10 protein-coding genes and 1 tRNA gene are annotated in these 12,129 nt (G+C 68.1%); 3 read left to right on the forward strand and 8 right to left on the reverse strand.

The genetic code is table 11. The features are described from left to right. Window positions 1-14: 14 nt before the first annotated feature. The 3 genes from M9902_RS07665 to dtd all read right to left on the reverse strand — a co-directional run bounded on the left by M9902_RS07665 (window position 15) and on the right by dtd (window position 2,672). Window positions 15-91 (reverse strand) — tRNA-Ile (locus tag M9902_RS07665). Window positions 92-272: 181 nt separating this feature from the next. Next, complete coding sequence (rpoD, locus tag M9902_RS07670) at window positions 273-2,144, reverse strand: RNA polymerase sigma factor RpoD (protein WP_297221995.1); 1,872 nt, start codon at window positions 2,142-2,144, stop codon at window positions 273-275. Window positions 2,145-2,231: 87 nt separating this feature from the next. Then, entirely contained in the window at window positions 2,232-2,672 is a 441-nt protein-coding gene (gene dtd, locus M9902_RS07675; RefSeq protein ID WP_297221997.1) for a D-aminoacyl-tRNA deacylase, read from the reverse strand. Between the two features lie 102 nt (window positions 2,673-2,774). On the opposite strand from dtd, the gene M9902_RS07680 reads away from it, so the two are divergent. Next, window positions 2,775-3,695 carry a lauroyl acyltransferase gene (locus M9902_RS07680; protein ID WP_297221999.1) on the forward strand — a complete coding sequence of 307 codons (921 nt, stop codon included), beginning with the start codon at window positions 2,775-2,777 and terminating at the stop codon, window positions 3,693-3,695. Window positions 3,696-3,803: 108 nt separating this feature from the next. Here M9902_RS07680 and M9902_RS07685 read toward each other — a convergent pair whose 3' ends face one another. From M9902_RS07685 to def, 5 genes are read right to left on the reverse strand one after another with little or no spacing between them, the layout of a single operon-like run. Continuing rightward, a complete protein-coding gene (locus tag M9902_RS07685) occupies window positions 3,804-4,913 on the reverse strand; it encodes a glycosyltransferase (protein ID WP_297222001.1) in 1,110 nt (369 codons plus the stop codon). After that, window positions 4,910-6,562, reverse strand: coding sequence for a glycosyltransferase family 39 protein (locus M9902_RS07690; protein WP_297222002.1), 1,653 nt, complete (start codon window positions 6,560-6,562; stop codon window positions 4,910-4,912). Before M9902_RS07690 ends, M9902_RS07685 begins: the two co-directional genes overlap by 4 nt. Next, entirely contained in the window at window positions 6,559-7,869 is a 1,311-nt protein-coding gene (rsmB, locus tag M9902_RS07695) for a 16S rRNA (cytosine(967)-C(5))-methyltransferase RsmB (RefSeq protein WP_297222004.1), read from the reverse strand. The genes M9902_RS07690 and rsmB overlap by 4 nt, the downstream gene beginning before the upstream one ends. A gap of 3 nt (window positions 7,870-7,872) precedes the next feature. Continuing rightward, window positions 7,873-8,823, reverse strand: coding sequence for a methionyl-tRNA formyltransferase (gene fmt / locus M9902_RS07700; RefSeq protein ID WP_297222005.1), 951 nt, complete (start codon window positions 8,821-8,823; stop codon window positions 7,873-7,875). A 51-nt stretch (window positions 8,824-8,874) separates the two neighbouring features. After that, window positions 8,875-9,387, reverse strand: a complete 513-nt coding sequence (gene def / locus M9902_RS07705) for a peptide deformylase (protein ID WP_297222006.1) — start codon at window positions 9,385-9,387, stop codon at window positions 8,875-8,877. A 164-nt stretch (window positions 9,388-9,551) separates the two neighbouring features. Here def and M9902_RS07710 point away from each other — a divergent pair, with 164 nt between their 5' ends. Continuing rightward, complete coding sequence (locus tag M9902_RS07710; protein WP_297173686.1) at window positions 9,552-10,748, forward strand: LysM peptidoglycan-binding domain-containing protein; 1,197 nt, start codon at window positions 9,552-9,554, stop codon at window positions 10,746-10,748. A gap of 107 nt (window positions 10,749-10,855) precedes the next feature. Next, complete coding sequence (dprA, locus tag M9902_RS07715) at window positions 10,856-12,031, forward strand: DNA-processing protein DprA (protein ID WP_297173683.1); 1,176 nt, start codon at window positions 10,856-10,858, stop codon at window positions 12,029-12,031. The last annotated feature ends 98 nt before the right edge of the window (window positions 12,032-12,129 follow it).

Below are 12,129 nucleotides of genomic sequence, written 5' to 3' on the forward strand. Positions count from 1 at the left end.
ACCGAAGGCGCGGATGGTGGGCCCACCAGGACTTGAACCTGGAACCAATGGATTATGAGTCCACTGCTCTAACCAATTGAGCTATAGGCCCTTTTTCTAATTTTCGGCCCCACTTCTCAGGCCTTGTCGCCTTCGCCTGTCGGGCTGTTCAAAGGGATTATGAGTCCCCTGCTCTGACCATTGAGCTATGGGCCCGCAGCCTTGCAATTGTAGCGGCGCAAACGACAAGCCCCGCATCGGCGGGGCTTGTGGTGGGCGCTGTCACTCGCGCTTCATTCGATGTCGAGGAAGCTGCGCAGGGTTTCCGAGCGGCTGGGATGGCGCAGCTTGCGCAGGGCCTTGGCCTCGATCTGGCGGATGCGCTCGCGCGTCACGTCGAACTGCTTGCCGACTTCTTCCAGGGTGTGGTCGGTGTTCATGTCGATGCCGAAGCGCATGCGCAGCACCTTGGCTTCGCGCGGGGTCAGCCCGGCCAGTACGTTGCGTACGGTCTCGATCAGGTTGATGTCGGTGGTGGCGTCGATCGGGGACATCACGTTGGTGTCCTCGATGAAGTCGCCGAGGTGCGAGTCTTCATCGTCGCCGATGGGAGTTTCCATCGAGATGGGCTCCTTGGCGATCTTCATGACCTTGCGGATCTTGTCCTCGGGCATCTCCATTTCCTTGGCCAGCTCCTCCGGCGTGGCCTCGCGGCCGTACTGCTGGAGCATCTGGCGGGAAATGCGGTTGAGCTTGTTGATCGTTTCGATCATGTGCACCGGGATGCGGATGGTGCGCGCCTGGTCGGCGATCGAGCGGGTGATGGCCTGGCGGATCCACCACGTCGCATAGGTCGAGAACTTGAAGCCGCGGCGGTGCTCGAACTTGTCGACCGCCTTCATCAGGCCGATGTTGCCTTCCTGGATCAGGTCGAGGAACTGCAGGCCGCGATTGGTGTACTTCTTGGCGATGGAGATCACCAGGCGCAGGTTGGCCTCGACCATTTCCTTCTTGGCCTTGCGCGCCTTGGCTTCGCCATAGGCCATCGCGCGGTTGATCTCCTTGAGGTCGGCCAAGGTGACGCGCAGGGCCTTCTCCATGTCGATCATCGATTCCTGCTCGGCGACGATCAGGTCCTTGACGTCGCGCAGGGCGCTGCCCCACTTCTGCTTGCGCTTGAGCAGCTCGTCGACCCAGCCGAGGTTGGTCTGGTTGCCGTCCCACGCCTTGATGAAGTCCTTGCGCGGCATCTTCGCCACGCGGGTGGACAGGTCGAGGATGCGGCGCTCGTGCTCCTTCACCTTGCCGACCACGTCGCGCAGGTTGTTCACCAGCAGGTCGGTCAGCGGCAGTGGCAGCTTCAGGGTGACGAACGTCGCCGCCATGTCGGCGCGCGCCTTCAGCGCCGCCTTGGCTTCGGGGCCGCCCTTGGCCACCGCTTTCACGAACCGGGCATGCGCTGCGGCGATGGCCTCCATGCGGGCAGCGACCTCGGCCGGATCCGGGCCGGTCGGTCCCGGTTCGTCGGTCGAATCGTCAGCCTCTTCGGCCTCGTCGTCTTCGTCGGCCTCTTCGGCGTCGTCAGCTACGCTCTCTTCGGCAGCGCCCTGCGCCTCGTCGGCTTCGCCGAGCAGTTCGTCATTGAAGCCGACGACGATGTCGGCCAGGCGCTTCTTGCCGTCCTTGTGCAGCGCCCAGTCGGCCAGGATCGCCTCGATCGTGGGCGGGAACGTGGCCAGCGCCGCATTCATCTGCGCCAGACCTTCCTCGATGCGTTTTGCAATGGCGATCTCGCCCTCGCGGGTCAGCAGGTTCACCGTGCCCATTTCGCGCATGTACATGCGCACTGGGTCGGTGGTCCGGCCGCCATCGTTGTCCATCGAGGTCAGCGCGGAGGCGGCTTCCTCGGCGGCGGTCTCATCGACATCGCGACCGCCGGCCTGCTGGCCTGCCAGCAGCAGGGTTTCCTCATCGGGCGCAACCTCGTGCACCTCGATGCCCATGCCGTTGATCATGCTGATGATGTCTTCGATCTGCTCGGCCTCGACCATGTCGTCGGGCAAGTGGTCGTTGACTTCGGCGAAGGTCAGGTAGCCCTGCTCCAGGCCTTTGCTGATCAGGAGCTTGATGTCGGACTGGGGAGCCGTCTGCCGCTCATTGGCCATGGGTCGTGCCACCGTATCGATTGGGCCGCGCCAACGCGGCAGGGAACCGTCAATTCTACCACGTCATGAACGCCGCCTTGCGGACACTCAGGACTGCAGCAGGAAGGTCACTGGCCCGTCATTGACCAGGCTGACCACCATATGGGCGCCGAAACGCCCGATTTCCACCCCCGGCGGGTGGATTTCCCGACAAATGGCGACGAGGCGATCAAATCCGCGTTCAGCGTCGGCAGGCGCCGCCGCCGTGCTGAAGCCCGGACGCATCCCGGAGCGGGTGTCGGCGGCCAGGGTGAACTGGCTGATCAAGAGCAGTTTTCCGCCGATATTCGCCAAAGAACAATTCATCTTGCCGTGATCGTCGGCGAAAATGCGATAACCGATCAGGCGTTGGGCCATTCGCTGGAACTGCGGCTCGGCATCGCCGGGCTGGACTCCGACCAGGGCCAGCAGGCCGGGACCGATGGCGCCGACGGTTTGACCATCGACGGCGACGGAGGCTTCGCTGACGCGCTGGATCAGGGCAAGCATGCGGTCATTGTAGGGGCGCACCGCAGGGGTGCGAAGGCTCTGCCGGATTGCCGAATGTCGAAAAGCAATCGCGCCCCTGCGGTGCGCTCCTACAATGGGCCGATGACGGAATTCGCCGCCGCCTTGTTGTACGCCCTGGCCTGGAGCCTGGCCCGCCTGCCGTGGTGGCTGCTGCGCGCCACAGCCGACGGCATGGCGCGGCTGTGGATCGCGCGGGACGCCCGCGAGGCGCGCGTCACGCGGCGCAATCTGGAGCTGATCCGGCCCGAGCTCGATCCGGCGGCACGCGAAGCCCTGATGGCCGAGATCCTCCGCACCACCCTGCGCCAGACCTTCGAGACCCTGCGGCTGTGGACGCGGCCGGCGGCGCGCAACCTGGCGGACATTGTCGAGGTCCGCGGCGAAGACTTGTTCGACGCCGCCCTGCGCGACGCGCGCGGGCTGATCGTGGCCGCGCCGCACATGGGCAATTGGGAATTGCTGAACCAGTGGCTGGCCAGCAAGACCGCGCTGGCGATCCTGTACCGGGCGCCGGAATCGCGCATCGGCGAAGCCTTTCTGCGCCGGGTGCGCGCCAATGCCGGTGGCGAGGTCGAACAGGTGCGCGCCGAGGCGGCCGGCGTGCGCATCCTGCTCAAGCGCCTGCAACGCGGCGGCGTGGTCGGCATCCTGCCCGACCAGCAGCCCAAGGCCGGCGAAGGGGAATTTGCGCCGTTCTTCGGCAGGCCGGCGCTGACCATGACCCTGCTGGGCCGGCTGGCCCATCGCAGCGGTGCGCGGGTGCTGCTGTGCTGGTGCCAGCGCCTGCCCGGGGCCGGCGCGCCGAAATTCGCCCTGCATGTCGAAGCCGCGCCGGAGGCCGTGGCCGCTGCCGACCCGCAGGCGGCGGTGGCGGCGCTCAATTCCGGCGTTGAGGCGGTGGCGCGGCGCGATTTCGTCCAGTACCAGTGGACCTACAAGCGCTATTCGATGCAGCCGCCCGATTGCAGTGATCGGGTCAATCCGTATATCGATCTGTACTGATATGCGGCACGGGCATGTCGGTCAAAATCGAAAGCGCACGAGCCTTTTGACGCGTATGGACGCGGAAGCCGCGGAGCATTCGGTGTGCTCGCGGACGTTGGGGATGGCTCAAGCGTTCGTGCCGCCGCCCAGCTCCAGGAACAACGCCTCGTAGCGCTGGTTCATCAATGCGCGGCCATAGCGCTCAAATGCCGCCTGCCGTCCCTTGGCCGCCATCCGCGCCGCGTCCTGCGGATGGCGCAGCAGACGTTCCAGCGCGTTGGCCAGTGCCTCGGGATCGGACTCGGGCACCAGCAGGCCTTCCTCGCCATCGGCAAAGACCTCGCGCACCCCCGGCACCGCGCTGCCGATGACGGCGCAGCCTGCGGCCATGCCTTCCAGCAGCGCCAGCGGCATGCCTTCGTAATGGGTGCTGAGGACGCAGATCTGGTGTGACAGCAGCCGCTGCGGCACGTCATTCACGATGCCGGGAAACTGCACCTGCTCGGTGATGCCGAGCTGCGCGGCCAGTTTTTCCAGCGGCGCGCGATGCAGGGCCTTGCCGCCGCCCGGCAATTGCAGCGGCACGCGCAGGCCGCGCTGCCGCAGCAGGGCCAGCGCGCGCAGCAAGCTGGCGTGGTCCTTCTGCCTGGAGAACCGCGCCACCATCACGATGCCGGGCGTGCGCGCCGCGAACGGGTGTGCCTCCGCATCGACGAACGGGGCGAGGTTGATGCCATTGGGAATGGCGAGCGTGCGCTCGGGCGGCATGCCCATTGCCAGCAGCGCCTGCCGCACGCCTTCCGAGCAGCCGACGATGCGATCGGTGCGGCGGGCCAGCCAGCGCGTCTGCGCCCATCGCCAGCTGGTATAGCGCTCGCGGGTGTTGTGTTCGACGTGGACCAGGTGCGGCACCTGCGCCAGCAGCCCGGCATAGCGGCCCCACAGGTGCTCGGAGAAGCCGTGCGCGACCAGCACGTCGGGCTGGAACTTGCGGCAAATCCGCACCAGCGCCGGGATCGTCGCCAGGTGTGACCAGCCCGGCACCAGCCGCAGCGGAACGCCCTCGCCGCGCAGCGCGTCGAGACGCGCCTTCGGCGTGTGGCGTTTGCGCCGCAGCACCAGCAGAGGTTCGATCACCTCACTTGAACGCGCTGCGTTGACCAACTGCAAGGCGACTTGGGTGGCGCCGCCGGAGAACCCGCCGGTGACGAAATGCAGAACGCGGACGCGGCTCACGGGCAGCGTGCCGTCACGGCGGCGTCCATCAACCAGAAGCGCCGGCCATTGGCAATCCCCATGTCGCGGGCACGGATCTTGTCCACGCAGGCAGGCAGGCCATCGGCCTCTTCCACCAGCAACCAGCGCGCCTGCGGCCGCTGCCGTTGCCAGCGCACGGCATCGGCGAATTGCAGCGCGGCGTCGCGCTTGAAACCGAAGTTGGCGGCCGGGCGATCGGCCATCAACAGCTGCTGCTCACGCCAGCCGACCATGCCGAGTTCGGCGGTCGGGCCGATCGCCTGACCGACCGCACGCATCAGCCCGCGCGAGGACGAGCCGTCATTGAGCAAGGGCGCGCCGATCAGCGAATACAGCAGCCACAGCATCGTCAGCATCGCCACCAGCGCGACCTGGGCGCGCCGACGCCCGAACCACAGGCAGGCACCGAGGCCGAAGCCGCCAGCGGAGACAAACATCCACGCCAATCCGTCGGCAACGTGCGCATCCCGACCGTCCATGAATTTGCGTTCGAACGCAGGGTCGCCGGTCAGCATTGCAATCCCGGCGGCCAGCGCCACCAGCGAGAACACCGCGGTGAACGCCAGCAACAGGCGTTGCGCCCCCGGCTTGCGCAGGATGCCCGGCAGCAGCGGCGCCAGCGCCAGTGCCAGCATCGGCAGCGCCGGCAGGATGTACATGTCGCGCTTGCCGACCGGGATGCTGAAGAACACGAACACCAGCAGCACCCAGGCCAGCGGCAGCAGATAGCGCGGATCGCGTCGCCGCAGCCGACGCCGCCATGCGGGGATCGCCCACGGCAGCAGCAGCACGGTCGGCAGCCAGTTGGTCAAGGCCACCTCGATGAAGTACCACCACGGGTGTTCGTGGATCCAGGAATTGGCGTAGCGGGTGACGGTCTGCCGCAGCAGGATGTCATCGACATAGGCGCGATATTCAGCCCCGCCGTGCCCCAAGGCCGCCACCAGCATCGGCACCAGCCAGACCCCGCACGCCGCGATGAAGGCCAGCGGGCCGAGCCAGAACTTCGGATCGCGCGCATGCACGCGCACCTGCGGCCAGCCGCGCAGCGCAGCAATTCCGGCAGGAATCAACATCAGCAAGGCGATCACGCCGACGCCCTTGGTGATCGTGCCCAGTCCCGCTGCCGCCCAGGCCAGCGCCCACATCCGCCAGTCCGGTCCCTTCCACAGGTGGCGCAGCAGGCCATAGCAGGACAGGGTGATCCAGAACACCACCACCGGGTCGATCTGGGCCTTCTTGGCGTGCCAGGTGAACTGGATGGTCAGCAGCACCGCCCAGCCGGCATACACGCCGACGCGCGGTGTCCACAGCCGCTTGCCCAGATCCACCACGCACCACAGCGTGCCCAGCGCCGCCAGCAGCGAGGGCAGCAGGAAGGCGATGCGCAGGTTGCCGGTCAGCCACAGCAGCGCCGCCTGCATCCACATGAACAGCGGCGGTTTGTCCGAATACAGCTCGATGCCGCGATGCGGGAACAGCCAGTTGCCGGTTTCCACCATTTGCCGCGCGACCAGCGCGAAGCGCGGTTCGTCGGCCGGCCAGGGATCGCGCAGGCCCAGCCCGGTGGCCAGGATCAGCAGGGCGAACAGCCAGAACAGCCAGAGGTCGCGGCGGGTGCGGGTCATGCTGGAAGTGTGACCGAAGCGGGATCGACTTTCCGCAGCCGCGCGCAGAAAAACCCGTCGCCGCCGCCTTCACCCGGCAGGCGTTGCTGGCCGAAGCCGGTGTCGTGGCCGAAGCGGGCGTCCAGCGGTTGCAGCGCCGCGTCGGGTGTGCGGGCGAGGAAGGCCGCAACCTGCGCCGCGTTTTCCGCGCGCAGGATCGAGCAGGTGGCGTAGACCAGGGTGCCGTCGGGGGCGAGCAGCGGCCACAGCGCGTCCAGCAAGTTCGATTGGCTATCGCGCAGAGCGGCGATGTCCGCCTCGCGCCGGTGCAGCAGCACGTCGGGCTGGCGGCGCACGATGCCGGTGGCGCTGCATGGGGCGTCGATCAGGATGGCGTTGAAGGCTTGGCCGTCCCACCATGCGTCGGGCGTGGCGGCATCGGCGCAGCGGGTGTCAATGTCCAGCCGCAGCCGCGCGAAGGTGTCCTGCATGCGGCGCACCCGCCTCGCATCGACGTCCAACGCAGTGATCCGCAAGCTGGCATCGCGTTCGGCCAGGTGGGCGGCCTTGCCGCCGGGCGCGGCGCAGGCATCGAGCAGGCGCGCGCCGGGAGCGAGCACAAACGCATCGGCGACGGCCTGGGCGGCGGCGTCCTGCACCGACACCAGCCCGGCCTCGAAGCCGGGCAGCTGCTGTACCGGCAGGGTGGCGTCCAGTTTCAGCGCATCGGCCAACGCAGGATCGGGTATTGCTTCGATGCCGGCCTCGCGCAGCAAGCCGAGATAGTCCTCGCGAGTGATCCAGCGCCGGTTCACGCGCAGCCACAGCGGCGCGGTTTGCGCGCTGGCGGCGAAGATCGCGTCGGCCTGCTGCGGCCAATCGCTGGCCACTTGCTCCGCCAGCCATGCCGGCCATGCCAAACGCGGTTCGGCCTGCGGCAGGCCTTCGCGTTGCGCACGCCGCAGCAAGGCATTGACCATGCCGGCCTGGTGCGTGCGCTTCAAATCACGGGCCGCGTCCACCGTGGCCGCCACCGCGGCATGGGCCGGCAGGTGCAGTTCCAATTGCGCGAAGCCCGCCAGCAGCAGGGCGCGCAGCAGGCCATCCCGCGCACCGAGGGGCTTGTCGAGCCAGTGGTCCAGCGCGTGGTTGTAGCGCACGCGTTGGCGCAGCGCGGTCATCACGATGGCTTCCACCAGCGCGCGGTCGCGACCGTCGGCCAGTTCCGGCAGGGTCGCCGCCAGCGTCGCCTTCAGCGAGCGCCCGCGCTGCAGGACGGCATCGAGGATGCGGGCCGCAGCCACCCGCGCAGCAACGCCGGGGCCCATGTTTCAGCCGCTGGCGCCCGCGGCATGCGGGCCGATGGCGGGGAAGTCGGCGTGCCGCGCGTTGAGGTAATCCTGCGCTGCCAGCGGCTTGCCGCCGTCGCGTTGCAGCACCCGCAGTCGCAACACGCCTTCGCCACAGGCGATGTCGATGCCGTCGCGGCCGGCGCGCAGCACGCTGCCGGGTGCGCTGGCGTGCTGCTCGGCCAGCGCGGTCGCGGCGTGGATGCGCGCGCGCTCACCGGCCAGCCGCGTTTCCGCGATCGGCCATGGATGGAACGCGCGCACCTTGTCGGCGAGGCGGCGCGCCGGCTGGGTCCAGTCGAGCACGGCCTCGGCTTTCTCGATCTTGTGGGCGTAGGTCACGCCCGCCTCGGGCTGTGGTTGCGGCGGCAAGGTGATCGTCGCGCGCAGCAGGCCCAGCGCGTCGGCCAGCACGCGTGCGCCCACGCCGGCAAGGTGATCGTGCAACTGGCCTGCGGTTTCGTCGGGGGCGATGCCGGTGGCCTGCGAGAGCAGGACCGGGCCGGTATCCAGGCCTTTCTCCATCTGCATCAGGCTGATCCCGGTGCGGGCATCGCCGGCTTCGATCGCGCGCTGGATCGGCGCCGCGCCGCGCCAGCGCGGCAGCAGCGAGGCATGCACGTTCCAGCAGCCGTGCGTGGGGATGTCCAGCACCGACTGCGGAAGGATCAAGCCATAGGCCACCACCACCATCACGTCGGGCTTGAGTTCGCGCAACCGGCCCCGGGTTTCGGCGCGGCGGAAGTTTTCCGGCTGGTACACCGGGATGCCGCGCAGCACTGCTTCCAGCTTCACCGGCGAAGGCGTCAGCCCGCGCCCGCGCCCGGCCGGACGGTCCGGCTGGGTGTAAACGCCCACCACCTCGCCGCGCAGCGCCGCAGCCTGCAAGCTGGGGACGGCGAACTCGGGAGTGCCGGCAAAAACGATGCGCATCCGGTCGGGATTCGGGATTCGGGATTGGGGACTCGTGTGCGCGGGCGTGCGTCAGGCCGCGCTGCGACGTGCCTTGAGCAGCTTCTTGCGCACCATTTCGCGCTTGAGCGGGCTGAGGTAATCTACGAACAGCTTGCCGATCAAGTGGTCCATCTCGTGCTGGATGCACACCGCCAGCAGGCCATCGGCCTCCAGCGTGAACGGCTGGCCGTGGCGATCCAGCGCGTCCACGGTGATGGTGGCCGAGCGGGTGACGTCGGCAAAGATGTTCGGCACCGACAGGCAGCCTTCCTGATAGACCTGCTCGCCATCCCGGGCGGTGATCTTCGGATTCACGAATACCAGCGGCGCGTCGTGTTCCTCGCTCACGTCGATCACCATGAAGCGCTTGTGCACGTCCACCTGGCTGGCCGCCAGCCCGATCCCCGGCGCCTGGTACATGGTTTCGAACATGTCGTCGAACAGGGTCTGGAAGGCCGGGGTGGCCAGTTCGGCGGGGTCAACCTCGGCCGCGCGGGTGCGCAGGCGGGGGTCGGGGAATTCGAGAATCGGAAGCAGGGCCATGCGGGCGAGGTCCACGAAAACGGGCAAATCCGGGCCAATTCCGGCCCGTCTTGGCCATTGTAGCGGGGCGAACCTGCATGAAGGCTTGCCAGATGCGCCGGAATGTGAGCTATATTGACGCAGCTTGGGGGGCTTTTGCGAAACGCAGCGGGGAGATAGCGACCATGTTTGAACGGGTTTCCAACTTGGCGCGCGCCAATGCGCCACGCCTGCGCGGACTGCGCACGGTACTGGTGGCAGCGATGCTGGCCGTGGCCACACTGGCCACGACGGCGCAGGTGCGCGACGACCATCCTGACCATTACGTCGTCAAGCGTGGCGACACGCTTTGGGACATTGCCGGGCGCTTCCTGCGCAAGCCCTGGCTGTGGCCGGAGATCTGGCAGGCCAATCCGCAGATTCGCAATCCGCACCTGATCTATCCGGGTGACGTGATCAGCCTCGCGTATCTGGATCGGGTGGCGGTGCAGCAAGGCCCGCGTAGCGAAGCGCCGGTCAACGCCGTGCCGCTGTCCGAGGTCGAGCCGTTCCTGAAGGACCTGCGGGTGGTGCCGGAAATCGACAGCCTGCCCTACGTGGTGGGTCTGGAAGACAACCGGATGCGCGGCATCGAAGGCCATGTCGCCTACATCCGCGGCCTCGAAAACGCGCAGCCCGGCCAGCGCTACCTGGTGGTGCGGGCGCAGAAGCGCTACCGGATGATCAACAACAACGGCTCGAACCTTGACCAGTTCGACGCCCGCGACCTTGATTCGCGCGGCCAGATCGCGTTCGGCCTGAGCGACGGCTCGCTGTGGGATACCCCGGTCTACGTCAACCACGGCACCGAGTTGCTGGGCTACGAGCTGATGACCCAGACCACCGCCACCGTCACCCGCGGTGCGTCCGGTCCGGATCAGCTGGTGACCTTGATGATGGATGCGGAAGGGCGTGACGTGCGGGTCGGCGATCGGATCATTCCGGTCGAAGCCCAGACCTACGACCTGCAGTTCTTCCCGCATCCGCCCAAGCAGCAGGCCGCCTATGGTCGCCTGAGCGTGATGGCAGTCGCGGACGGCTACCGCACCGGCGGCACCCACGACGTGATCGCGATTTCCGGCGGCGCCCGTGAGGGCATCGACAACGGCACCGTGTTCTCGATCTGGCGCCGCGGCGACCGGACCGTGGATCGGGTCCGCGCCGATCCGGATCGCGACTCCGGGATGACCTCGGCCCGGAACCATGTGCGCCTGCCCGACGAATTCGCCGGCCACGCCATGGTGTTCCGGACCTTCGACAACATCAGCTATGCGCTGGTGATGAACAGCGTGAAGCCGTCCCGCGTCGGCTACGAGCTGAAGAATCCGGACGCCACCGAGTAGGTCCGTGCCCGAAGCCCGGCTTGGCCCGGGCTTTCGGGGGAAAATCCGATAGGGATTCGCAGCGGCGCCTGAGGGCGCCGCTGGCGTTTGCGTGGAATGCTGGCCGCATGCACGACACCACCCAATCGGTCATCCTGCCGGCCATTCCCGCCGAATCCGAACCCCTGCTGCGCCTGTTGCTCAGCGGCGCCCCCGCCGCCAGCCTGCGCCGCCTGCTGGACGCCCACGGTGATGCGGTGGCCGTGCTCGTCGCCGGCAGCGCGCAGTGGGCGGCACAGGGTCTGGACGCTGTCACCTGCGCGGCCATTGCCCGCCCGGATCGACGCACGCTGGCCGCCAGCCTGCGTTGGCTGGAGGCGGACAGCCATGCGCTGATTGGCTGGAGCGATCCGGCCTATCCGCCGCAATTGCGCGAAATCGCCTCTCCCCCTGCGGCCCTGTTCGTGGTCGGGGACGCCAGTCTGCTGTGGCGGCCTGCCATCGCCGTGGTTGGCAGCCGTGCCGCCACTGCCGGCGGCCGCGCCAATGCCGCGCGCTTTGCCACAGTGCTGGCCGAGGCCGGGCTGGCGGTCACCAGCGGACTGGCCGCCGGCGTCGACGCCTGTGCGCACGGCGCCGCGCTGGAGGTTGGCGGAATCACGACGGCGGTGCTGGGCACCGGTCCGGACGTCGCCTACCCGCGCAGCAACCGAGCACTGATGGCGGCCGTTGCCGAGGCCGGCGTTCTGGTCTCCGAGCACGCCCCCGGAACGCCGGCCCTGCGTACCCACTTTCCCAGCCGCAACCGGATCATTGCCGGCCTGAGCCTGGCGACGCTGGTGGTCGAGGCGGCGCAGCGCTCCGGTGCCCTGATCACCGCCCGGCTGGCGGCCGATGCCGGGCGCGAGGTGTTCGCCATCCCCGGCTCGATCCACAACCCGCTGGCGCGCGGCTGCCACCGCCTGATCCGCGACGGTGCGGCGCTGGTGGAAACCCCGGAAGAGATCCTCGACAGCCTGGCCGCGCAGGTGGCGATGTTGGCCGGAAGTCAGTCCCGGCGGCTGCAGGCCGGCGCCGACGCAGGGCCGGCGCTGGACGGCCTGCTGTCGCATCCTGATTACAACATCTTGTGGCAAGCCATCGGGCATGACCCAATCTGTATGGATGAACTGGTGCTGCGCACCGGATTGACGGCGGCCCGGGCCTCGTCCATGCTGCTGGCACTGGAGTTGGAGGGGCACGTCGTTGCCGAACACGGCCGCTACAGTCGGAGAGTGGCTCGGGCACGGAGCGCCCGAAGTTGACCGCCCCGTCTCCCGGGCTTCCGAAGATACCGGCGCGGTCTGCCCGCGGCGTGACCGCGCCGGCACGCATGCACACTGCCCGCAACACCCATCCAGGC

The organism is Thermomonas sp. (assembly GCF_023953935.1).
In the GTDB taxonomy this organism is placed as follows: domain Bacteria; phylum Pseudomonadota; class Gammaproteobacteria; order Xanthomonadales; family Xanthomonadaceae; genus Thermomonas.

Bases quoted from the DNA above. Each gene is read 5' to 3' on its own strand.
- rpoD (WP_297221995.1), bottom strand. From the start codon at position 2,144: ATGGCCAATGAGCGGCAGACGGCTCCCCAGTCCGACATCAAGCTCCTG.
- dtd (WP_297221997.1), bottom strand. From the start codon at position 2,672: ATGCTTGCCCTGATCCAGCGCGTCAGCGAAGCCTCCGTCGCCGTCGAT.
- M9902_RS07680 (WP_297221999.1), top strand. From the start codon at position 2,775: ATGACGGAATTCGCCGCCGCCTTGTTGTACGCCCTGGCCTGGAGCCTG.
- M9902_RS07690 (WP_297222002.1), bottom strand. From the start codon at position 6,562: ATGACCCGCACCCGCCGCGACCTCTGGCTGTTCTGGCTGTTCGCCCTG.
- rsmB (WP_297222004.1), bottom strand. From the start codon at position 7,869: ATGGGCCCCGGCGTTGCTGCGCGGGTGGCTGCGGCCCGCATCCTCGAT.
- fmt (WP_297222005.1), bottom strand. From the start codon at position 8,823: ATGCGCATCGTTTTTGCCGGCACTCCCGAGTTCGCCGTCCCCAGCTTG.
- def (WP_297222006.1), bottom strand. From the start codon at position 9,387: ATGGCCCTGCTTCCGATTCTCGAATTCCCCGACCCCCGCCTGCGCACC.
- M9902_RS07710 (WP_297173686.1), top strand. From the start codon at position 9,552: ATGTTTGAACGGGTTTCCAACTTGGCGCGCGCCAATGCGCCACGCCTG.
- dprA (WP_297173683.1), top strand. From the start codon at position 10,856: ATGCACGACACCACCCAATCGGTCATCCTGCCGGCCATTCCCGCCGAA.